The 21,408-nt window shown below is 67.4% G+C and carries 19 protein-coding genes; 13 read left to right on the top strand and 6 right to left on the bottom strand.

Annotated elements, in window-relative coordinates:
• The first annotated feature begins 74 nt into the window (after positions 1 to 74).
• From ON45_RS04980 to ON45_RS04970, 3 genes are all read left to right on the top strand, one after another.
• Positions 75 to 809 carry a class I SAM-dependent DNA methyltransferase gene (locus ON45_RS04980; protein WP_040492454.1) on the top strand — a complete coding sequence of 245 codons (735 nt, stop codon included), beginning with the start codon at positions 75 to 77 and terminating at the stop codon, positions 807 to 809.
• Positions 810 to 855: 46 nt separating this feature from the next.
• Positions 856 to 2,799, top strand: coding sequence for a 1-deoxy-D-xylulose-5-phosphate synthase (locus ON45_RS04975; protein ID WP_040492431.1), 1,944 nt, complete (start codon positions 856 to 858; stop codon positions 2,797 to 2,799).
• A gap of 215 nt (positions 2,800 to 3,014) precedes the next feature.
• Complete coding sequence (locus ON45_RS04970) at positions 3,015 to 4,577, top strand: SulP family inorganic anion transporter (RefSeq protein ID WP_083914360.1); 1,563 nt, start codon at positions 3,015 to 3,017, stop codon at positions 4,575 to 4,577.
• Between the two features lie 3 nt (positions 4,578 to 4,580).
• Here ON45_RS04970 and ON45_RS04965 read toward each other — a convergent pair whose 3' ends face one another.
• Complete coding sequence (locus ON45_RS04965; RefSeq protein WP_206537646.1) at positions 4,581 to 6,458, bottom strand: potassium transporter Kup; 1,878 nt, start codon at positions 6,456 to 6,458, stop codon at positions 4,581 to 4,583.
• A gap of 191 nt (positions 6,459 to 6,649) precedes the next feature.
• Here ON45_RS04965 and ON45_RS04960 point away from each other — a divergent pair, with 191 nt between their 5' ends.
• Together ON45_RS04960 and ON45_RS04955 are read left to right on the top strand one after the other, a co-directional pair.
• The gene (locus tag ON45_RS04960; protein WP_040492429.1) at positions 6,650 to 8,950 is read left to right on the top strand and encodes a xanthine dehydrogenase family protein molybdopterin-binding subunit; all 2,301 of its coding nucleotides are present in this window, start codon (positions 6,650 to 6,652) and stop codon (positions 8,948 to 8,950) included.
• Positions 8,947 to 9,501 (top strand): HD domain-containing protein, encoded by a 555-nt coding sequence (locus tag ON45_RS04955; RefSeq protein ID WP_040492427.1) that lies wholly within the window; start codon positions 8,947 to 8,949, stop codon positions 9,499 to 9,501. Before ON45_RS04960 ends, ON45_RS04955 begins: the two co-directional genes overlap by 4 nt.
• A 4-nt stretch (positions 9,502 to 9,505) precedes the next feature.
• On the opposite strand, the gene ON45_RS04950 is transcribed toward ON45_RS04955, so the two are convergent.
• Positions 9,506 to 10,174, bottom strand: coding sequence for a pyridoxamine 5'-phosphate oxidase family protein (locus ON45_RS04950; protein WP_040492425.1), 669 nt, complete (start codon positions 10,172 to 10,174; stop codon positions 9,506 to 9,508).
• A 104-nt stretch (positions 10,175 to 10,278) separates the two neighbouring features.
• On the opposite strand from ON45_RS04950, the gene ON45_RS04945 reads away from it, so the two are divergent.
• From ON45_RS04945 to ON45_RS04935, 3 genes are read left to right on the top strand one after another with little or no spacing between them, the layout of a single operon-like run.
• Complete coding sequence (locus ON45_RS04945; protein WP_040492424.1) at positions 10,279 to 11,250, top strand: daunorubicin resistance protein DrrA family ABC transporter ATP-binding protein; 972 nt, start codon at positions 10,279 to 10,281, stop codon at positions 11,248 to 11,250.
• The gene (locus tag ON45_RS04940) at positions 11,247 to 12,080 is read left to right on the top strand and encodes an ABC transporter permease (RefSeq protein ID WP_040492422.1); all 834 of its coding nucleotides are present in this window, start codon (positions 11,247 to 11,249) and stop codon (positions 12,078 to 12,080) included. Before ON45_RS04945 ends, ON45_RS04940 begins: the two co-directional genes overlap by 4 nt.
• Positions 12,077 to 12,898, top strand: a complete 822-nt coding sequence (locus ON45_RS04935) for an ABC transporter permease (protein WP_040492421.1) — start codon at positions 12,077 to 12,079, stop codon at positions 12,896 to 12,898. Before ON45_RS04940 ends, ON45_RS04935 begins: the two co-directional genes overlap by 4 nt.
• On the opposite strand, the gene ON45_RS21075 is transcribed toward ON45_RS04935, so the two are convergent.
• On the bottom strand, positions 12,885 to 13,334 hold the full coding sequence (locus ON45_RS21075; protein WP_051062486.1) for an SRPBCC family protein: 450 nt from the start codon (positions 13,332 to 13,334) through the stop codon (positions 12,885 to 12,887). The genes ON45_RS04935 and ON45_RS21075 overlap by 14 nt on opposite strands.
• A 49-nt stretch (positions 13,335 to 13,383) precedes the next feature.
• Between ON45_RS21075 and ON45_RS04925 the strand changes: the two genes are divergently transcribed.
• From ON45_RS04925 to ON45_RS04915, 3 genes are read left to right on the top strand one after another with little or no spacing between them, the layout of a single operon-like run.
• Entirely contained in the window at positions 13,384 to 14,379 is a 996-nt protein-coding gene (locus ON45_RS04925) for a potassium channel family protein (RefSeq protein WP_040492419.1), read from the top strand.
• A 36-nt stretch (positions 14,380 to 14,415) separates the two neighbouring features.
• Positions 14,416 to 15,111, top strand: coding sequence for an HAD hydrolase-like protein (locus tag ON45_RS04920; RefSeq protein WP_040492418.1), 696 nt, complete (start codon positions 14,416 to 14,418; stop codon positions 15,109 to 15,111).
• Complete coding sequence (locus tag ON45_RS04915; RefSeq protein WP_051062484.1) at positions 15,108 to 15,569, top strand: hypothetical protein; 462 nt, start codon at positions 15,108 to 15,110, stop codon at positions 15,567 to 15,569. Before ON45_RS04920 ends, ON45_RS04915 begins: the two co-directional genes overlap by 4 nt.
• Before the next feature lie 65 nt (positions 15,570 to 15,634).
• Here the strand turns inward: ON45_RS04915 and ON45_RS04910 are convergent, their stop codons facing one another.
• On the bottom strand, positions 15,635 to 16,159 hold the full coding sequence (locus tag ON45_RS04910) for an ArsR/SmtB family transcription factor (RefSeq protein ID WP_040492416.1): 525 nt from the start codon (positions 16,157 to 16,159) through the stop codon (positions 15,635 to 15,637).
• A gap of 80 nt (positions 16,160 to 16,239) precedes the next feature.
• Between ON45_RS04910 and ON45_RS04905 the strand changes: the two genes are divergently transcribed.
• A complete protein-coding gene (locus ON45_RS04905; RefSeq protein ID WP_040492415.1) occupies positions 16,240 to 17,487 on the top strand; it encodes an MFS transporter in 1,248 nt (415 codons plus the stop codon).
• 108 nt (positions 17,488 to 17,595) lie between these two features.
• Here the strand turns inward: ON45_RS04905 and ON45_RS04900 are convergent, their stop codons facing one another.
• Both ON45_RS04900 and ON45_RS04895 read right to left on the bottom strand, forming a co-directional pair.
• Positions 17,596 to 19,080 (bottom strand): wax ester/triacylglycerol synthase domain-containing protein, encoded by a 1,485-nt coding sequence (locus ON45_RS04900; RefSeq protein WP_040492414.1) that lies wholly within the window; start codon positions 19,078 to 19,080, stop codon positions 17,596 to 17,598.
• A 24-nt stretch (positions 19,081 to 19,104) separates the two neighbouring features.
• The gene (locus tag ON45_RS04895) at positions 19,105 to 19,890 is read right to left on the bottom strand and encodes an alpha/beta fold hydrolase (protein ID WP_148288530.1); all 786 of its coding nucleotides are present in this window, start codon (positions 19,888 to 19,890) and stop codon (positions 19,105 to 19,107) included.
• Positions 19,891 to 19,990: 100 nt separating this feature from the next.
• Here ON45_RS04895 and ON45_RS04890 point away from each other — a divergent pair, with 100 nt between their 5' ends.
• Positions 19,991 to 21,400 (top strand): WS/DGAT/MGAT family O-acyltransferase, encoded by a 1,410-nt coding sequence (locus ON45_RS04890; protein WP_040492413.1) that lies wholly within the window; start codon positions 19,991 to 19,993, stop codon positions 21,398 to 21,400.
• Positions 21,401 to 21,408 lie beyond the last annotated feature (8 nt).

Raw genomic sequence — 21,408 nt, 5'->3', positions numbered from 1 at the left:
TCCCCATCATGCGTCATGGGCAGACCGCCCACCGCCACGGTCGACCGATCGAGCGCGTCGCTAACCTCCCGACCGTGCGCGGATACGACTCGACGAGCTACGGCGACGGGTTCGCCGATGTGTACGACGAGTGGTACTCGGACGTGACCGACGTGGACGCCACGGTGTCGCGGATGCTCACCCTGACCGGGGCCGGGGGCACCGTGCTGGAGCTCGGAGTCGGAACCGGGCGGCTCGCCGGTCCGATGGCGGCTGCCGGTCTCCGTGTCACCGGTATCGATTCGAGTGCGGCGATGCTCGAACGCATCGCCGCCCAGCCGGGCGGCGACAGCGTGGTCGCGATCCACGGCGACATGGTGCGCGACCTTCCCGACGGACCGTTCGACTCCTGCCTCGTCGCGTACAACACGCTGTTCAACCTGCTCGATCAAGCCGAGCAACGCGAGTGCTTCCGCGTCGTGGCGGCCCGCCTCCCACCCGGCGGCTGTTTCGTCGTCGAGGCGATCGTTCCCGATCCGACGGCACCAGCCGGCGGCGATGTCAGCGTCCGTTCGATCGCCGCCGACCGCGTCGTGCTCTCCGTGTCCGACCATCGACCCCACGATCAGCGCACCACCGGTCAATTCGTCGAGCTGACCGAAGCGGGCGGGGTGCGACTGCGACCGTGGGCGATCCGCTGGGCGCCACCCGAGGAGCTGGACGCGATGGCCACCGATGCCGGCTTCACGTTGGAGGAACGGTTCGCGGACATGGCGGGCAACCCGTACGACGAGGCGGCCGATCACCACGTCTCGGTGTATCGCATCTGAGCACCGCTGATCCCCGTGCCCGCCGCTCGGATAGCGTGGCCGACGCATGTACGTCGAGAACATCAGCGAACCCGCCGACCTGCGCGACCTCGACTACGACCAACTGCGTGACCTGTCCGGCGAGATCCGGGACTTCATCGTCGCCGCGGTGTCCGAAGTCGGTGGCCACCTCGGGTCGAACCTCGGCGCGGTCGAACTCACGCTCGCGCTGCACCGCGTGTTCGAGTCGCCCACCGACGCGATCATCTGGGACACGGGTCATCAGGCCTACGTCCACAAGATCGTCACCGGCCGCCAGTCGGCGTTCGAGACGCTGCGCCAGGCCGGCGGGCTGTCCGGGTATCCGAGCCGCGAGGAGTCGGAGCACGACCTGATCGAGAACAGTCACGCCTCGACCGTGCTCTCGTACGCCGACGGCCTGGCCTCCGCACGGGACCTGGGGACCAACCCGCAACGCCACATCGTCGCGGTGGTCGGCGACGGGGCGATGACCGGTGGGATGTCGTACGAGGCCCTCAACAACATGGGTCACCACCAGCGCGGTGTGATCGTCGTACTCAACGACAACGGTCGTTCCTACGCCCCGACGATCTCGAACCTGTCGGCGAACTCGCAGGGATACGACCCACAGGCGAACCATCCGTCGATCCCGGACCGGGTGACCGAGAAACTGTCGGAGGCGCTCACCGACATCCGCCAGAATCCCGTCTACGTCCGTCGCCAACGGCGCCTCGAGGATTTCCTCCAGGGGCTCCCGGTCGTGGGCAACCAGGCAGGTTCGGCGATGGAGGCGTTCAAGGCCGGAGTGCGCGAGTTCCTCCAACCACCATCGTTCTTCGAGGCACTGGGCTCGCGCTACATCGGCCCGTTCGACGGTCACGACGTCGAACAGATGGAGCACGCGTTCCACAACGCGATCGAGTTGTCGGCCGAGGGGCCGATCGTCGTCCACGTCCTGACCCAGAAGGGCCGGGGGTACTCGCCCGCCGAGGACGACGACGAGAAGCATCTGCACGATGCACCCGTGTTCGACCCGGTGGTCGGACCTCCGAAGGCCGTCGCCAGCGGGTACACGCAAGCGTTCGCCGACGCCGTCATCAAGGAAGCCGAGAACGACTCGCGTCTGGTCGCCATCACTGCCGCGATGCCTGGCCCGACCGGGTTGATCCCGTTCCAGGCACGGTTCCCCGATCGGTTCTTCGACGTCGGGATCGCCGAGCAGCACGCCGTCACCAGCGCGGCCGGCATGGCGATGGGCGGGCTGCGACCCGTCGTCGCGATCTACTCGACGTTCCTCAACCGGGCCTGGGACCAGGTCGTCTACGACGTGGCGATGCACCGCCTACCGGTCATCTTCTGCCTCGACCGAGCCGGGGTGACCGGGCCGGACGGGGCGAGTCACCACGGCGTGTACGACATGGCGCTGCTGTCGAAGGTCCCCGGCATGCGGGTGCTGGTGCCGTCGAGCGCACAGGAACTCGCGCAGATGCTGCACGACGCGACGTCGCTCGCGGACGATGGCCCCGTCGCCATCCGCTACCCGCGAGGTGCGGCACGCCAGGTCAGCGAGCACGAGGTCGGCGTCGGTCTCCACGGCCGCAAGGTGATCGAGGCCGCTGATCCCGAGTCGAGCGTGTGCGTCGTCGCGATCGGCAAGATGCTGGAGACCGCCGAGAAGGCTGCTGCGGTTCTCGCGGAGCAGGGTGTCGAGGTCACCGTGTGGGATGCCCGGTCGTGCACCCCCCTCGATCCCGACCTGATCGCCGACGCTGCGCGGCACCGTCACGTCGTCACGATCGAGGACGGCATTCGCGACGGAGGCATCGGAATGGCGATCGCCACCGAGGTCTGCGAGATCGACGGATCGGTCCCGGTCACCCCGCTCGGACTCCCCACCAAGTTCCACCCTCACGATCCGAAGGCCGGCAACATCCACGCCCGCTACGGCCTCGACGTCGACGGCCTCGTCGCCACCGTCCGCTCCACCTGAACGCGCGTCGGTGCCCGTCACCGACACGCATCTTCGACGCCCACGCGGAACCGGCCGGCGGGTGACGTGCGTGACATGTCGCGGAATGGCGGCCTGATCCGCGTACGGTGCATGCGCTGCCGAGCGATTTGGCAGAGGCGCCCCCTTCTGATCGGCGCTGCGATGCGCGGCCCATGTGGGTCCGGAACGTCCGACCCAGAACTGGTGGAGCCCCCATGACAGCAACCGAAACCGCCCTGCCCGAGCGCGCCGACAACGGCCTGGAACGCGCGAAGGTCACCAACCTCCGCACGGCGTGGCTGTCGAACCCGAAGGCCGACCTCCTGTCGGGCCTCGTCGTCGCCCTCGCTCTGATTCCCGAGGCGATCTCGTTCTCGATCATCGCCGGAGTCGACCCGAAGGTCGGGCTGTACGCATCGTTCTCGATCGCGATCATCATCTCGATGACCGGCGGTCGGATGGGCATGATCTCCGCGGCGACCGGCGCGATGGCGCTCGTCGTCGTCCCACTCGTCGACGAGCACGGCATCGGCTATCTGTTCGCTGCGACCGTGCTGGCCGGTGCGCTGCAGATTGCGTTGGGCGCGCTCGGCGTCGGTGCGCTGATGCGGTTCATCCCGCGCACCGTCATGCTCGGTTTCGTCAACGCCCTGGCGATCCTGATCTTCCTCGCGCAGGTCCCCCACATCCTGCTGTCGGACGAGTCGAGCTTCGTCCGCGAGAACGAACTCACGCTGAACCTCGTGTTCATCGCCGCCGGCCTCGCGATCATCTACGGCCTCCCGCTCATTCGCAGCCGGGTGACGAAGGCGATCCCGTCGCCGCTCGTGGCGATCGTCGTCCTCGCAACACTCGCGATCACGATGGGCTGGCAACTGCCGACCGTCGGCGACATGGGCGAACTGCCCGACTCGCTGCCGTTCTTCGCGCTCCCCGACGTCCCGTTCACGTTCGAGACGCTGCAGATCATCCTGCCGTTCTCGATCACGCTGGCCTTCGTCGGCCTGCTCGAGTCGCTGCTCACCGCGCAGTTGCTCGATGACATGACCGACTCCGACTCCGACAAGAACCTCGAGTCGCGGGGCCAGGGCATCGCCAACATCGCGACCGGTTTCCTCGGTGGGATGGCCGGCTGCGCCATGATCGGCCAGTCGATGATCAACCACCGCTCGGGCGGCCGCACCCGCCTGTCGACGCTGTCGTCCGGCGTGTTCCTCCTGATCCTGATCCTCGTGCTCGGCAGCGTGGTCGCCCAGATCCCGATGGCGGCGCTGGTCGCCGTGATGATCATGGTGGCGATCGGCACCTTCAACTGGAAGAGCGTCGCTCCCGAGACGTTGAAGTCGATGCCGAAGACCGAGACGGCCGTGATGGTCACCACCGTGGCGATCGTCGTGTTCACCCACAACCTCGCCTACGGCGTCGCCGCGGGTGTGCTGCTGTCGGCCGTGTTCTTCGTCCGCCACGTGTCGCACCTGGTGAACGTCACGAGCGTGGTCGATCCCGACAACCACGAGCGGATCTACGCCGTGACCGGGCAGTTGTTCTTCGCCTCGACGAACGACCTCGTGCATTCCTTCGACTACGACTCGGTGAAGGTCGAGCGGGTCGAGATCGACCTGACCGACGCCCGGGTGTGGGACACCAGCGCGATCGTCGCACTCGATGCGGTCGTCGCCAAGTTCGCCGAGCGCGGGGTCGAGGCCGAGATCGTCGGTCTCAACCGCCACGCCGCCGATCTCCACGACCGCACGTCCGGCAAGGTCAGCTCTCACTGAGCGTCAGAGTTCGACCTGGGCGCCCACTTCGACGACCTGTTCCGCGGGCAGGTGGTAGAAGCGGGCGGCGCTCGCCGCACCGCGGTGGAGCAGGACGAACAGTTCCTCGCGCGCCGGACTCATCCCCGGGCGGTTGCCCGCCTTCACCGACTCCCTGCCGAGGAAGTACGTGACCTCGTCGACATCGAACTCGAAGTGCGGGATCTCCATCGCGCGCAACACGTGCGGGACGTCCGGCTCATCGAGGTAACCGAACCTGATCAGCACGTGGACGACACCGTCGGCGAGGTTGATGTGATGGGAGCGCTTGCGCACGCCGACGTGCGGTTCGTCGCTGACCGACACCGACACGAGCATCACCTGCTGATGGAGCACCCGGTGATGGCGGACGTTGGCGGCCAACGCGGGTGGAGCGTTGCCGTGGTCGCGGAACAGGTACACGGCCGTTCCGGGAACACGCGGGAGCGAGTTCGACTTGACGTCCGCCAGCACGGCATCGAGCGGGCGGAACGAGGCCCGCAGTCTCTCGTTGACGAGCGCCCGACCGCGCCGCCACGTCGTCATCTGGGCGACCAGGACGAACCCGACCAGCAGCGGCAGCCAGCCGCCCGCCGGAATCTTCGGGATGTTCGCCGACAGGAATCCGATGTCGACGATCATGAACGGGATCAGGATGACCAGAGCCTTCGGAGCGGACCACTCCCACCGGTCGCGAACCACTCGATAGAAGATCAGTGTCGTGATCAGCATCGTCGTGGTCACCGCGATGCCGTATGCCGCCGCGAGGTTGCTCGACGACTGGAAGATCAGGATCAGCGAGATGCAGCCGACCATGAGGAGCCAGTTGACGAGGGGGACGTAGACCTGTCCGACATGGTGCGGTGAGGTGTGTCGGATCGCGAGGCGCGGGAAGTAGTCGAGCTGCACGGCCTGCGCGGTCAACGAGAACGCTCCCGAGATCAGCGCCTGCGACGCGATCACCGTCGCGCACGTCGCGAGCACGGCGAGCGGAGCGACGCCCCATGACGGCGCCATGTCGTAGAACGGATTGCCCAGCGCACCGTCGCCGTTGCCGAGCAGCGCGGCCTGACCGAAGTAGATCGACAGAAGGCACGGGAGCACCAGCCCGTACCACGACCACGTGATCGGGATCCGTCCGAAGTGGCCCATGTCGGCGTAGAGCGCCTCCCCGCCGGTGACGACCAGGAAGACCGACCCGAGCGCGAGGAACGCCTTCACCGGGTGGTCGATGAACAACTCGACCCCGTACGACGGCGACGCCGCCTGCAGTACCTCCGGGTGCTCGACGATCTGCCGCGCCCCGAGCACCCCCAACACCGTGAACCAGACGACCATGATCGGGCTGAAGACTCGTGAGATCCCGGCTGTTCCGCGGGATTGCACGGCGAAGAGGGCGACGAGGATCGCGATCGAGACGGGGATGACGAAGTCGGCGAATGCGGTGGTCGCCACCTCGAAGCCCTCGACCGCCGAGAGCACCGAGATCGCGGGCGTGATGAGGCCGTCGCCGTAGAGCAGCGCGGTGCCGAACACGCCGAGCGAGATGATCGCCGCCGTGGTCCTGGTCGGTGGTGCACCCCGGTGCGGCATCACCAGCGCCGTCAACGCCAGGATCCCGCCCTCACCGTGGTTGTCGGCTCGCATCACGAGCGTGAGGTACTTCGCGGAGATCACGATCAGGAGCGACCAGAACACGACCGAGGCCACGCCGTAGGCGTTCGCCTGCGTCACCTCGAGATCGGACACCTCGAACGACTCGCGGAACGCGTAGATCGGACTGGTTCCGATGTCGCCGAACACGATCCCCAACGTTCCGAAGGCGAGGGCGAACCGCGCCGTCGACGAGTGTTCTGATTGCACGACCAGAAACTACGACGTTCCGGACCTCACATCGGCGGTGCAGACCCGCATCATCCTTCCGGCCCGACGTCGAACGATCGCCGTCATCCGGCTGACGCACTTCCGGCACCGCTGCCGCGCCCGCGGAACCGTGCGACTACGTTGGGTCGAGCGGACCGTTCGGTCCGTTTCGCGACACACAAGGGGTACACGTGGCTGGTGGCAGCATCCTGGGCACTCGAGTCCAGCGCAAGGAAGATCCGAAGTTCCTCACGACGGGCGGCGTCTACGCCGACGATGTCGACGATCCGCGCCTGGCGGGAGCCGTACAGGCAGCCTTCGTCCGTTCGACCGTCGCCCACGGAACGATCGAATCCATCGACATCGAGAGCGCGCTCGAAATGCCCGGTGTTCTCGCCGTTCACACCGCCGAGACCCTCGGCCTCGAACCGGTTCCGTCACCGTTCAACCCCGCCGCAGCGCGCACACTGCTCGCCGGCGACAAGGTCCGCCATGTCGGCGAACCCGTCGCGGTCGTCGTCGCCGAAACCCTCCAGCAGGCGACCGACGCCGCCGAGATGGTGTTCGTCGACTACGAGTTCCTGCCCGCCCTGATCGACCTCGAGGACGCGCTCGCATCCGAGACGCTGATCTACGAAGGAGCAGGGAGCAACGCCGTGTTCGACACGACCGCGCTCGGGATGCCCGAGAACTCGTCGGCCGAGGAGTTCTTCGCCGACTGCGAGGTCACCGTCACCGGCCGGTTCCTCAACCAGCGCGTCGCTCCGTGCCCGCTCGAAGTGCGCGCATCGGCAGCCACCTGGGACAACGGTCGCCTCGTCCAGTGGATCTCGACCCAAGGCGCTCAAGGAGCGAAGGACGCGTTCACCGCTGCGAACGGCGGAGATGCCGACGCGATCCACCTGATCACACCGGATGTCGGCGGCGGATTCGGCGCGAAGATCGACTCCTACGCGGAGGAACTGCTGCTCGGATCGCTGTCGAAGGACCTGGGCCGACCGGTCCGCTGGCGCGAGACGCGCAGCGAGTCGATGATGAACCTCGGCCACGGCCGCGCACAGCTGCAGTACGTCACGATCGGCGGCACCCGTGAGGGCAAGGTCACGCACTACCAACTCCATGCGATCCAGGACTCCGGTGCGTTCGTCGGGATGGGCACCATCCTCGCCCCGTTCATGACCCGTCCCATGGCGTCGGGCGTGTACGACATCCCGAACATGGAAGTCCGTACGACCTCGGTCGTGACCAACACGACGCCGACCACGGCGTACCGGGGCGCCGGTCGTCCCGAGGCGACGGCTGCGATCGAGCGCGCGATGGACCTCTTCGCCCACGAGATCGGCAAGGATCCCGCCGAGGTCCGGCGCCAGAACCTCATCGCCAAGTTCATGGAACCGCACACCACGGCGGTCGGCCAGGTGTACGACGTCGGCGACTTCGAGACCGCCCTCGACAAGGCACTCGACACCGCCGGCTACTCCGACCTGCGTGCCGAACAGGCGGCGCGTCGCGAATCGGGTGCCGACAAGCAACTCGGAATCGGCGTCAGCGTCTACGTCGAGATCACCGGCGGTGTCGACCCGAAGCAGGAAGCCGCGAAGATCGAAGTCCACGACGACGGGTCCGCCACGGTCTACACCGGCACCTCCCCGCACGGGCAGGGCCACGACACCGCGTGGTCGATGCTCGCCGAGGAGGAGACGGGCATCCCGATGGACCGGATCACCCTCGTCTGGGGCGACACCGACCTCGTCCCGAGTGGCGGCGGCACGATGGGATCACGCTCACTCCAGCAGGGCGGAGCCGCTGTGCACCAGGGCGCGATCGAGCTGGTCGACAAGGCGAAGAAGCTCGCCGCGCAGCTGCTCGAGGCCGACGAAGCCGACATCGTCCTCGACAAGGACAACGGCGCCTTCCACGTCGCTGGGACCCCGGCCGTGGCCAAGGGCTGGGCCGAACTCGCCGTCGCCTCCCGCGAGCAGGGCGACGAGCTGACGATCGACACGCTGTTCACGACCGACATGGCGACGTTCCCGTTCGGGGCGCACGTGTCGGTGGTCGAGGTCGACACGAGCACCGGCCAGGTCAAGCACCTGCGCCAGGTCGCCTGCGACGACGCCGGCCGAGTGATCAACCCGCTGCTGCTCGACGGTCAGATCCACGGCGGCATCGCCCAGGGCACGGCTCAGGCGCTGATCGAGGAGGTCCGCTACGACGAGGACGGCAACCCGGTCACGTCGAACCTCGCCGACTACGGCATGATCTCGGCGACCGAGCTCCCGAGCTTCGAGGTCGTCCACATGGAGACGCCGACGTTCGTCAACCCGCTCGGGGCGAAGGGCATCGGCGAGTCGGGCACGATCGGCTCCACCCCCGCGGTGCAGTCGGCGGTGTGCGACGCCGTCAGCCACCTCGGCGTCACCCACATCGACATGCCCGCCACGAGCGAGCGAGTCTGGCAAGCCATCCAACAGGCAGGGAACGAATCATGACCGACACCGCACAGCGCGCCACGTTCACGACGTTCGAGGAGTCGACGGCCGAGGACTGGGCGAAGATCATCCCCCAGCTGGAGGTCACGCAGTCGATGGTCGCCGACCGGGTCCTGTCGCTGCTCCGCGACCTGAAGGCCGACCACGGCGGCTTCCCCGTCGACCGGCTCGAACACAGCTTGCAGACGGCCACGCGCGCCGAGAAGGCCGGGAAGGACGACGAGTACGTGTTCTGCGCGCTGATCCACGACATCGGCGACACGCTCAGCCCGTACAACCATCCCGACATCGCTGCGGGCATCGTCAAGCCGTTCGTGTCCGAGGCGAACTACTTCATGGTGAAGCACCACGGCGAGTTCCAGGGGTACTACTTCTGGGACTACATCGGCCTCGACGGCCAGGCCCGCGAGCAGTACCGCGACAGCCCGCACTTCGATCGCACCGCCGAGTTCACCGGTGAGTTCGACCAGACCGCGTTCGACGCGAACTACACGAGCAACCCGCTCGAGCACTACGAGCCGCTGGTTCGCCAGATCCTCCGCAGCGCCTGAGCGGTCAACTGGTGCCGTCGGCCAGTCGGCGGGCGTACTCCTCGACGTCGATCTCGCCGCCTGCCGCAGCGGCGCGGCCCTGATCGCGGTCGGAGAGGACCGGCTGGATCAGGTCCATGCGCTTCCACGCCGGATACGGCTGCGCACCGTCGGCATCGGGCACGTACTCCGATGAGGCGACGCGAGTGTGCGGGTGGACGTACCGCGCGCAGTTGACGAAGCTGTTCTCGACCCGCGCCCGAACGATCAGGTCGGCGCCGGGAAAGCGGTCCATGGCGGGATCGTCGCGGTGCACTCGAGCCGTCGCGTGGAGGCGGAGCCGGTTCGGCGTCTCGAAGTCGACGAACAACATCCCGATCTTGGCGCCCTCTCCCCCGTGTGTGTCGACGTTGCCCATCGACAGGAACATCCCGTTGCCGTCGTAGCTCGGGAACACGATCGTGCGCGGGTCCTCCACCTGCACCATCCCGACCGGTCCACCCTTGTACGACACCGTCGGCCAACCGTCCGCGCCGACGGTCGACAAGAAGAAGAAGTCGCGCGACTCGATGAACGACTTGCGGTCGTCGTCGATCTCCTCCGTGATGATCGCCGCCTGCAGCGTGTCCGCGAGACGTCGCGTGTCGAAGTCGTCCTGGAGGGCGCGCTGCGCCGGGCCGTAGAACTCGTTCATCGCATCATCATCGCGTACGGACCGTCCACGACCACCCCGCCCGAATCCGGACGATCTGAGGAACGACTGGCCGGAGTGACCGCACGGTTTGGCACGATGTACCGATGCCCACCACGTCCACCAACTCGTTGCCGATCGAAGCGATCGGTCTGCAGCGCACCTTCGGAACCGGCGACGAGCAGGTCAAGGCCGTCGACGGGGTCGATCTGCAGATCCAGCAGGGCGAGATCTTCGGGTTCCTGGGGCCGAACGGTGCGGGCAAGTCGACCACCGTGCGGATGCTGACGACGCTGCTGCGGCCGACCGGCGGCATCGGCCGGGTCGCCGGGTTCGACGTCGTCGAGCAGGCGAACGACGTTCGCAGGAACATCGGCGTCGCGCTCCAGGATGCCGCGATCGACCCGCTGATGACCGGGAGCGAACTGCTCCACCTGCAGGCCGTGCTCTACGGGCTCCCGAAATCGACCCACGCGACCAAGGCGGGGGAACTCCTCGAACGCGTCGGGCTCACCGCCGCCGGCAATCGCCGGGTCGGTACCTACTCGGGCGGAATGCGGCGCCGCCTCGACCTCGCGCTGTCGCTGATCCACGAGCCGACGGTGCTGTTCCTCGACGAGCCGACCACGGGCCTCGACCCGATGAGCAGGATCTCGCTCTGGGAGGAGATCCGCCGCCTGAACAACGACGGCACCACCGTGATGCTGACGACGCAGTACCTCGAGGAGGCCGACCAACTCACCGAGCGGATCGCGATCATCGACCACGGGGTGATCGTCCGCAAGGGCCGACCGTCCGAGTTGAAGGCCGAGGTCGGGAGCCCGACGCTGTTCGTGAGCGTCGACGCGGCCGCCACGGAGCCGGCCACCACGCTGCTCGCCGGATTCGGCGAACTCCGGCCGAGCCCGGAGGGAACGCTCGGTGTGGGATTGACCGACGGTCCGAGCGCCGTGTCGAACGTGATCCGCACCCTCGACGACGCCGGCATCACCGTCCGCAACCTGGAGCTGCACGAACCGAGCCTGGACGACGTGTTCGCGGAGGCGACCGGCTATCGGCTCGAAGGCGCCGACGCATGACGACGGCACCCACCACGACGGCCGGCCCCGCTCCGCGCACCCGACCGGAACTCCATCAATCCAACGTGGCCCAGACGTGGGCGATGTCGAAGCGCTCGATCCTGGCACTCTGGCGCCAGCCCGCGCTCGTCGTCCCGTCGATGATCTTCCCGCTGTTCTTCGCCGCGCTCGGTACCGCGTCGTTCTCGCGGGCCACCGCGATCCCCGGCTTCCCGGAGGTCGATTCGTATCTCGACTTCGCGCTCGCCGGGGCGATCGTGCAGGGGATCCTGTTCGGATCCACCGTCGGCGCGACCGCCCTCGCGACCGACATCGAGAACGGGTTCTTCGACCGTCTCCTCAGTTCACCGTCCACCCGCTCCGGAATCATCGTCGGCCGGATGGCGGGTGGCATGGCGTACGGGTTCCTTCAGACCGTCGTGTTCATCGCGGTGCTGCTTCCCTTCGGCCTGACGATCAAGGGCGGGGTTCCCGGCGTGATCACGATGGCCATCGGTGGCACCGTTCTCGCCCTTGCCGTCGGCGCACTCATGTCGGCGATGGCCATCCGCACCGGCTCGTCCGAAGCGGTGCAGGGAGCGTTTCCGCTGTTGTTCATCGCGCTGTTCTTCTCGTCCGCGTTCTTCCCGCGCGAGACGATGAGCGGAATCTACGCCCGGCTCGCCGACATCAATCCGATCTCGTACCTCGTCGAGGGGTTCCGCGACCTCACGATCGAGGGATTCACCTGGTCCGCAGCGTTCCGCGCCGTGGTGATCCCGGCGATTCTGGCGGTGTTGACCGTGACGCTGTCGCTCCGAACACTGAAACGGCGATTGGGGGCGCGATGACCATCGTCGACGAGACGACAGGGCTGCCGGAACGCTCGGTCGCGAACACGCGCACGTTCCCGGCCTCGGTCGGGTTGATGAAGCGCAGCATGGTGAACATCGTGCGGCTGCCCTCGGCCTTCGTGCCGTCGCTGGTGATGCCGATCTTCCAGACGATCGCGTTCGCGGGGACCTTCTTCGCGATCACCCAGATCCCGGGTTTCCCGACCGACCGCTCGATCAACTGGTTCCTCCCGCTCGGGGTGATCATGGGGTCCGGGTTCGCAGGGATCGGCATCGGGTTCGCCACGATCCGCGACCTCGAAGGCGGGTTCTACGACCGACTCCGGCTCACGCCCGCACCGCGCGCGTCACTGATCGTCGGCCCGCTCCTCTCGGCGCTCGTACGCTCGTTCATCGTCACGACGGTGGTGTTCGCGGTCGGGTCCCTGTTCGGTGCCCGACTCACCCACGGCCCGTCCGGGCTGATCCCGCTGTACCTCGCCGGTCTCGGGATCGCGTCGATCGGCACCGGTTGGGGCCTCGGGCTCGCCTACCGCTTCCGCGACATGCGCGCCGCGGCGATCATGCAGCTCACGTTCTTCCTGCTGATCTTCCTCACCGAGGCGCAGACGCCGCTGTCCGTCATGGAGGGGTGGCTCGAGCACGTCGCACGGATCAACCCGTTCAACCAGGTGATCGGCCTCGCCAGGCTCGGCTTCCTCGATCAGCCGATGACCTGGAACGAGACCTGGACGGGGCTGCTCGCGCTCGTCGTCATCGTGGCCCTGACGATGGTGTTCGCGCGCCGCGGCCTCGACAAGCTCAGCGACGAATGACCCGCTCGAGCCTCCGCATCCCCTGACGGAAGAAGAACGCGCCGATCCACCCGCCGAGCGGAGCGACGAAACCGGGGACGTACGGAACCGTGACGTCTTCGAACCAGTCCACCACGCAGCCCTCCGGGTCAGCGCCGACGGTGAACCCGGCTCGGCCGCGCAACACCGGTCCGAGTTTCTCGACGACACATTCTCCTGCGGCGGCGCCATCGTCCCACTCACACGCCGTCACTCGCATGCGGTCCGGCAACGCGACCCGACCGACGCCCGTTCGTGCGGTCAGCTCATGTCCCACTTCGGTCGGATCACCGGGGTCGACCTGCATCTTCGTGAGCGGGATCCACCGCTCGTGGGCCTGCCAATCGACCAGCTCGTCCCACACCCGTCGGGGCGGGGCCGCGAACCGATGTCGGACCTCGAAGCGAATGTCGGCCATGCCCCCACTCTCTCATCGTTCCTGCTCACGCGCAGTAGCGTGCGCCCCGATGAGAACGACCGCCGAGCGCTTACGCCTTGCGGTCGCGATGGTCGGCGGCGTCACCCTCTTCGGCACGATCGGGTACGTCATCTTCGGCTTCACCGTTCTCGACGCGCTCTATCAGACGGTCACCACGATCACGACCGTCGGCTTCCGCGAGCTGGCAGAGTTCGGCCCCGCCGAGAAGTCCTTCACCATCGTGCTCATCGTCGTCGGCGTGTCGACGGTGCTGTACACGTTCACCCTCGTCGTCCAGTCGGTCGTCGAGGGCCAGCTCAGCGAGTTCGTCGGGAGGCGACGTATGGACCGCCAGATCAACAAGATGTCGGGTCACACCATCGTGTGCGGTTGGGGTCGCGTCGGCGCCGCAGTGGCGCACGACCTCCGCATGGAAGGACACGAGGTCGTGATCGTCGATGCCGACGCGGAGCGAGTCCGCGACGTCGAGTTCCCCCGCGTCATCGGCGACGCGACCCGCGACGAGACGCTGCGGAGCGCCGGGATCGACCGAGCAAGCTCGTTGATCGCCGCGCTCGATGGCGACGCGGACAACCTGTTCGTCACGTTGTCGGGACGCGACCTGCGCCCCGACCTGTTCATCGTTGCCAGGGCCCGCGCCGACGAGAGCATCGGCAAGCTCGAGCACGCCGGCGCCGACCGGGTCGTGAACCCTCAGGAGTTGGGCGCTGCGCGCATGGCGTCGTTCGTCGCGAGTCCGCACGTTGCGGAGTTCCTCGATGTCGTGATGCACGACCGCTCGATCGAGTTCCGCATGCGCGAGTTCGACGTCCCGCCCGACTCCCCGATCGCCGGCAAGACCCTGCGGAACGCCAACCTGCGCGAGGAGAGCGGCGCGCTCGTGCTCGCACTCCGCGCGCCCGACGGATCGTTCACGACCAACCCGACCGGCGACACCGTGATCGGCGAACACCATGTCATCATCGCGGTCGGAACGACGGCAGACTTCGACCGACTCGCCAAGTTCGCGACTCCCCACGTCTGACCCCTCCTCTGACCCCCACTTCACGAAACAGAGCTGATGAACGCACCCCGCACCCACGTCCTGCTCGATCTCGACGGGACGATCTCGGATTCATCGCCCGGCATCGGGCGATCGTTGATCCATGCCTTCACCACCTGCGGATACGCGGCTCCGGACGACGAGGCGATCCGGTCGATGATCGGTCCGCCGTTCGAGCTGAGCTTCCCCAAACACGGCATTCACGTCGAGGACATCGAGAAGGTGATCGAGGTCTACCGGCTGCGCTACGACGACGTCGGACTGTTCGAGAACACCATGTACGACGGCGTGGGAGAGATGATGGAGTCACTTCGATCGGACGGTCACACGATCAGCCTCGCGACCGCCAAACCGCAGAGCACCGCGGTCCGGATCATCGAGCACTTCGGGTTGACCGACTACTTCGCCCGCAAGGTCGGTGCCTCCGACACGGTCGGTGAAGGTCGCCGCACCAAGGGTGAGGTCATCACCCATGCACTGCACCTGCTCGGGGTCAGCCCGCACGACCGGATCGCGCTGGATCACGTGATCATGGTCGGCGACCGAGACCACGATGTGGAGGGCGCGCATCTCAACACGATCGACTGCATCGGCGTCGGGTGGGGGTTCGGGTCGGTCGAGGAGCTCACCGAGGCGGGGGCCCTCACCATCGTGGAACATCCGCACGAAGTTGCCGGAGCGATCGGTGCCGCGTACCGTTCTGACCTGTCATGAGCACTACGGCCCACAACGACACGTCCGGCGAACTCGTCGAGATCTCCGAGGCCGAGGATGCGGTCGACCCGATCGCCGGCCAAGCGGTCCGGCCGCAGTCGAGTTCGAGTGCCGACCGCTTCATGCGGCGTGTGCTGCGCCTCCCCGAGGGCACCTCGTCGACCGCCGCCGAGGCCCGTTCCGCGTTCCAGAAGTCGCTCGCGTTCACCACGTGTCGCTGCCTGCTGATGTACATCATCTTCCCGTTCGTGCTTCCCGCAGTCGGGATCGCGAGCGGTGTCGGGCCGGTCGTCGGGATCCTGATCGGCATCCTCGCGATGATCTCGATCGTGTATTCGATCCGTCGCTTCTGGCGCGCCGACCACTCGAAGCGCTGGCACTACACGATCTTCGGAACGGCGATCATCGCGTTCCTCGTGTGGGCGACGATCGCTGACACGATCAACCTCTTCGACTGACGGGGCTCGGGCCCCGGTTCCCACTTCCGACCTCGGGTCCGCGGCCGAACCCCCACGCGACCCGTTCAGTCCGCGTGGTCGATGCGATGCAGGGCGAAGATGCCGCCGTATTGAGGGTGACCGGCGCGACGCCGCTCGCCATCGCTGGCGACGTACTCGTCGAGGATCGCTTGAATGCGTCGGGCCATGTCGTCGAGCGCTGCGGCGTCGAGGTGGTACGTGAACCGTGACCACGACTCGACCGAAGCACCGCCTGCCTCGGCGAGTTCGGCACGGAACGCGTCGAGCATGGCGAGCGTGGCGTCGACGTTGCCGGTTCCGATGTCGAGCGTCCACGACAGGCCAGTCGACCGGAACGGCTTCTCGAGGGCACCGCTCGAACCGTGTCGCGGCTCGGCGCGTTCGAGGAAGCCGGCGTCCAGCAGGATCTTGGCGTGGTAGTGCAGCGTCGACGGGTCGCACTCGAGCCGTTCGGCCAGTTGCTTGTTCGTCATCTCGTCGTTCAAGCAGAGACGGAGAATTCGCAGTCTGATCGGACTGGCGAGCGCCTTCGCCTGCGTGGCCGTTGCAGGTGTGCGATCTCGAACCATGGCCACTCACCGTAGCGAGGCTGATTGGAGATTTCTCCAATTACTGCGTAAGGTCATCGCGGTGATTGGAGAACTCTCAAATGAGTGAGACGTTGCCGACGCTGGGGACGCGCTTCTGGCGGCTCGCTCTGTCGAGCGGCGGTTCGAACCTCGCAGACGGGGTGTTCAAGCTGGCGCTCCCGCTGGCGGCAATCGTGTTCACACGCTCGCCCACGCTGGTCGCTGGACTCGAGTTGGCGCGGAGCCTTCCGTGGTTGCTGTTCGCCCTCCCCGTGGGCGCACTCGCCGACCGCCTCGACCGGCGACGCACGATGATCGCCGCGAACGTCGCACGCGCCTCTGCCGTTGCCGTCCTGGCCGTCGTGCTCCAGACCGGGAACGGGTCGATTCCGATCCTCTACGTCGTGGCCGTGGCGACCGGCATCGCCGAGGTCTTCTACGACACCTCCAGCCAGACCATCCTGCCCAGTCTCGTCCATCGACAACAGCTCGGGAAGGCAAACGGACGACTCGCGGCAATCGAACTCGGATCTCAACAGTTCATCGGACCACCGCTGGCCGGTCTCCTCGTCGGGATCGCCGTCGCCGCCGCATTCTGGACCACCACGGTGCTGTGGATCTTCGCGATCGTCGCACTCTGGGCGCTTCGAGGCACGTTCCGCCCCGAACGCAACGAGGATCCGACCAAGATCCGTGCCGACATCGCCGAAGGCGTTCGCTTCCTGATGTCGCGACCGACATTGCGAACCATGGCCGCCATGGTCGGCGTCGCGAACCTCGCATCGTCGGCTTCTGGCGCCGTTCTCGTGCTGTATGCCGTGGGCGACGATTCGATCCTCGGTCTCGACCAAGCTCAGTTCGGGCTGCTGTTCTTGACCTCTGCCGCCGGCAGCATCGCCATCACCACCGTCAACGATCGACTCGAGCGGAGAATCGGACGCTCACGCATCCTGACCCTCTCGGTTGCCGGGATGGTCGTCTTCACCGGCGCCCCGGCCGTCACCGACAGCGTCTGGCTCATCGCAGCCGCCATGTTCGTCGGCGGCGCGCTGATCATGGCCTGGAACATCATCACCGTCTCGTTCCGACAAGCGGTCACCCCCGACCACCTCCTCGGCCGACTCAACAGCGTCTACCGACTCCTCGCCTGGGGCACCTTGCCCGTCGGCGCCGCACTCGGCGGAATCATCGCCGAGACCTTCGGCCTTCGATCCGTATTCGCCTCGATGGCGATTCTGACCGCGCTGCTCTTCATCCCGGTCGCGACCCTCACCGAAACCGCACTCGCTGACGCCGAAGACGCGTACGGGCGAGGAGATGGCCGTTGACGACGATCGAACGGGCACGCTTCGCGGCCTGAGAACCGGACCGGCGTCGAAGTCGCCCTCGGGACTCCGTGTCCACCGAGCAAGCGTGATGCTTCGCTGCTAAACCGCTCAGGACGACGCCGACCCGCCCGTTTCGTACGCCGCGGCGAGTTCCGACAGCTCCAGACCGAAGGCGTCGACCAGCTCGGTCAGGTCGTCGATCGCGTCGCCGTCGGCGACCGCGCCGAGCCCGACGTCGGTCGCCCCGCCTTGCACGCCCAGGTGCAGCGGGGTGATGTCGCTGACCGTGAGCACCGGGTGGCTCGTCCGCAACGGCCGCCCCGCGAGGAACACCTGGCGTCGTGGTCCCGGCACGTTCGTGATGCCGAGGTTCACGGTCGGGCTGATGAACTGTCGGTGGGGCATCGCGTCGTCGAGGCGGTTCGCCAGCGCAGCGACTGCGGGCGGTGCGAACATGGCGATGTCCTGGGCGAGCGACACCGGAATCTCGCCGTACCGCTCCTTCGCATTCTCGAGGTTGCGGGCGGTCGCCTGCAGCCGCTTCACCGGGTCGGCCAGGTGTGTCGGCAGTGCGACCATGATCCCCGCGACGTGGGCGTCGGCGTCGTTCTCGCCGCGCGCCAGCACCGGCACGACGGCGACGATCGGTGAGGTCGGGAGTTCGTTTCGAGCGAGCAACCACCGTCGGAGTCCTCCGGTGCAGGCGGCGAGCACCACCGCGTGGAACGACACCGGCGACGTCTTCACATCCGCAGCGGCACGCACTGCAATCAGCTGTTCGATCGGCAGGGTGCCCATGGCGTAGACCCGCCGCGGACCGATCGGTTCGTTGAACGTCAGACGCGGGGCTCGGCCGGTGGGATGTTCGTCGTCGCCGGTACCGCTCGGCAACAATCGGGCAAAGGCCTCCATGCCTGGCCAACGGTGTGCGACCTCGGTCGCCGTGGCGCCCAGACCGGGCAGCTGCTCCCCGACCGCTCGAGCCGTCCGCCCGATGAGCCGTCCGGGGAACCCGATCCCACGGCGGACCTGTTCGGACACCGGGCCCATCCGGTCGAGCAACCGGTTGGCGGGATCGGAGAGGATCTCGACGTCCTCCATGGTCGGACGGCCGCCGGGGTCGTGGTCGAGCAGCGCGGTCATCAGCTCGACGCCCGTCTCGTCGTCGATCGCCGCCATGTGGACCTTCGCGTACACGGCCACCCGGTCGTCGGGCAACCCACCGATGACGTGCATCTGCCAGAGCGGCCGGCGGCGGTCGAGCGGCTCGGCGTGGAGGCGAGCAACGAGCTCATCGAGGGCCCGGCGCGGATCCTCGTCGGCCGGCAGGGTTGCACTGCGCAGATGGACCTCGAGATCGACGCGCTCGACCATCCGCCAACTGGGCCGGGTCAGCCCGCTGGTCGAGGGCACCACGACACGCCGAGCGGAGCGCATCGTCGGTAGGCGGGCTTCGAGCGCCGCCGCCACCGCATCCCGGTCGAGAGGTCCGAGATCCGACGGTTCGAAGATCATCAGCGACCCGAGGTGACGCGGCTCGTCCGGTCGCTCCATCGCGAGGAACGCCGCGTCGATCCCGCGCATCGAGGTCATGTCACGCCCGCACGTCGACGCCGCTCACGGCGCGTCCTTCGTCCGCCGCCACGGGCCGGTCGACGCCACGTGCCGGGTCCAGTTCTCCGGCGCGAACGGTTCGTGGACGCCGTCGGCCTGGGCGAGCCGATCGGCGATGACGTACAGAACGGCAGGGTTGTGCAGCAGCCCCACGTGGCTGCCGGGCACGGAGATGTTCTCCGCCATCGGTGCTTCCTTGTCGATGCACGCGAACCACGACACGACGCCGTCGGTGCGGCTGTAGATCGCGGAGGTCGGCATCGGAAGGGGCTCGTTGAGGCGCTCCATCACGTCGTCGGGGATGCTCGCGATGCGTGTTCCGGTGACCGACTCGTACACCGGCCACACGATGTTCGACTTGAGGTCGCCGGCGAAGGGGCTGCCGACCGTGATGACCCGACGGACGTTGTCGGGGTCCACCCTGGCGACTTCGCGGGCGTAGATGCCACCGAGGCTGTGACCGATCAGGCTGACCGGGCCGCCGGCTTCCTCGACGACCTCGCGCATCCGGGGCACCGCGATGGTGTGCATCCGATGAAAGGCGAGGATCTCGCTCCGGCCCCACTTGTGCACCGTGTACCCCATCCGGCCGAGATAGGCCCGCAGCACGGTGGTGAACGCATCGCCGGCACCGAACGGGGGGATCATGACGACGTGATGTCCGTCGCCCTTGGGTGCCGACATGAGCGAGGGCAGCGCCGGGAGAAGTGCGGCGGCCTCCAACGGAGCGCGCGCCTCGCCGAGGAGGTAGAGCAGTCCCGGGCTCCGATCTGGTCGATCTGCCGTCACGCGCCGAGCGTAGACCACGTGCTCGACGCCGCCACTGCGGCGTTGTCCGATGACGTTGTCCGGACGCGCGACGATGTACAGCAATCGAGGGGAGAATCCGATGGAACAGCTCAGTGGCCAGGACGCATCGTTCATCTATTCCGAACGGGGGCACGCACCCACGCACATCACGTCGATCGGCATCTACGACCAATCGACCGCTCCCGACGGACTCGTGACGTTCAAGGGCATCCTCGGCGAGATCGAACCACGTCTGCACCTCGCCCGTGCGTTCCGGCAGAAGGTGGCGCGCGTGCCGAGCGACCTCGACCACCCGTGGTGGGTGGAGGACGCCAACTTCGACCTCGAGTACCACGTCCGCCACATCGCACTCCCGAAACCCGGCGACTGGCGACAGTTCTGCATCCAGGTCGCCCGCATCCACGCCCGCCCACTCGACCTGTCACGGCCGCTGTGGGAGATGTACGTGATCGAGGGACTCGACGCCATCGACGGAGTTCCCGTCGGGGCGTTCGGTCTCGTGACCAAGATTCATCACGCCGCCGTCGACGGCATGTCCGGTGTGGAGATGATCACGGCGATCCACACCCAGACACCCGAACTCGAGATCCCCGATCCGCCCGACGTACCGTGGCAGCCCGACGACGATCCGTCGACCATCGATCTCCTGGGGCGTGCCGGCGTGAACGCGTTGACCGTCCCTCGCCGAGGCCTCCGGCTCGCGACGAAGATGGTGCCGGGAGCGGCGCGGGCGGTGCGGGTCCAGCAGCGTCAGCGCGAGGCCGCTCCACTCGCGACCGCTCCGGCGAGCCGGTTCAACGGGCCGGTCAGCCCACACCGGGTGATCGACGCCTGCTTCTTCGAGTTCGCCGACCTCAAGCCGATGCGCGCGTTGGTGCCTGGCGCCACGGTGAACGACGTCGCGCTCTCGGTACTCGGAGGGGGACTGCGCCAGTACCTGCTCGACGCGGCCGAGTTGCCCGACACCCCGCTGCGCGCGATGACGCCGGTCTCGGTGCGCGCCGACACCGAGAAGGAGGCGTTGGGCAACCAGGTGTCGGCGATGTTGGTCTCGCTCGCGACCGATCTCGACGATCCGGTCGAGCGACTCGCCGCAGTGCACGCCTCCACGACGGCGTCGAAGGAGATGACCGAGGCAATCGGCGCCCGCAACCTCACCGAGCTCTCGCAGTTCGCACCCGGCGCGCTGATCGGACTCGGCACCCGACTCGCGGGACAATTCTCCCGCACGGGTACCGCCACCGCCGTCAACACCGTGGTCACGAACGTGCCCGGACCCCGACAACCGCTCTACTTCGTGGGCGCCGAGCTCGTGCGTTCCTTCGGTGCCGGTCCGGTGGTGGACGGCATGGGGATCATCAACATCGTCGGCACCTACATCGACCAGTTCGTGCTGTCGTTCACCGCCGATCGCGAGATGATGCCCGACCCGGCCCACTACGCGAGTTGCATCAACGACAGCTTCCACGCCCTTCAGGCGGCCACCTGACGACGCGG

This window comes from Ilumatobacter nonamiensis YM16-303 (genome assembly GCF_000350145.1).
In the GTDB taxonomy this organism is placed as follows: Bacteria; Actinomycetota; Acidimicrobiia; order Acidimicrobiales; family Ilumatobacteraceae; genus Ilumatobacter_A; species Ilumatobacter_A nonamiensis.
Note: the sequence above shows the minus strand (reverse complement) of the source record. Positions and strands in the feature narration are given on the sequence as shown.

Coding starts and splice junctions, on each gene's coding strand:
- ON45_RS04970 (WP_083914360.1), top strand. CDS start 3,015: ATGACAGCAACCGAAACCGCCCTGCCCGAGCGCGCCGACAACGGCCTG.
- ON45_RS04975 (WP_040492431.1), top strand. CDS start 856: ATGTACGTCGAGAACATCAGCGAACCCGCCGACCTGCGCGACCTCGAC.
- ON45_RS04955 (WP_040492427.1), top strand. CDS start 8,947: ATGACCGACACCGCACAGCGCGCCACGTTCACGACGTTCGAGGAGTCG.
- ON45_RS04950 (WP_040492425.1), bottom strand. CDS start 10,174: ATGAACGAGTTCTACGGCCCGGCGCAGCGCGCCCTCCAGGACGACTTC.
- ON45_RS04905 (WP_040492415.1), top strand. CDS start 16,240: ATGAGTGAGACGTTGCCGACGCTGGGGACGCGCTTCTGGCGGCTCGCT.
- ON45_RS04915 (WP_051062484.1), top strand. CDS start 15,108: ATGAGCACTACGGCCCACAACGACACGTCCGGCGAACTCGTCGAGATC.
- ON45_RS04920 (WP_040492418.1), top strand. CDS start 14,416: ATGAACGCACCCCGCACCCACGTCCTGCTCGATCTCGACGGGACGATC.
- ON45_RS04940 (WP_040492422.1), top strand. CDS start 11,247: ATGACGACGGCACCCACCACGACGGCCGGCCCCGCTCCGCGCACCCGA.
- ON45_RS04925 (WP_040492419.1), top strand. CDS start 13,384: ATGAGAACGACCGCCGAGCGCTTACGCCTTGCGGTCGCGATGGTCGGC.
- ON45_RS21075 (WP_051062486.1), bottom strand. CDS start 13,334: ATGGCCGACATTCGCTTCGAGGTCCGACATCGGTTCGCGGCCCCGCCC.
- ON45_RS04900 (WP_040492414.1), bottom strand. CDS start 19,080: ATGACCTCGATGCGCGGGATCGACGCGGCGTTCCTCGCGATGGAGCGA.
- ON45_RS04935 (WP_040492421.1), top strand. CDS start 12,077: ATGACCATCGTCGACGAGACGACAGGGCTGCCGGAACGCTCGGTCGCG.
- ON45_RS04890 (WP_040492413.1), top strand. CDS start 19,991: ATGGAACAGCTCAGTGGCCAGGACGCATCGTTCATCTATTCCGAACGG.
- ON45_RS04945 (WP_040492424.1), top strand. CDS start 10,279: ATGCCCACCACGTCCACCAACTCGTTGCCGATCGAAGCGATCGGTCTG.
- ON45_RS04910 (WP_040492416.1), bottom strand. CDS start 16,159: ATGGTTCGAGATCGCACACCTGCAACGGCCACGCAGGCGAAGGCGCTC.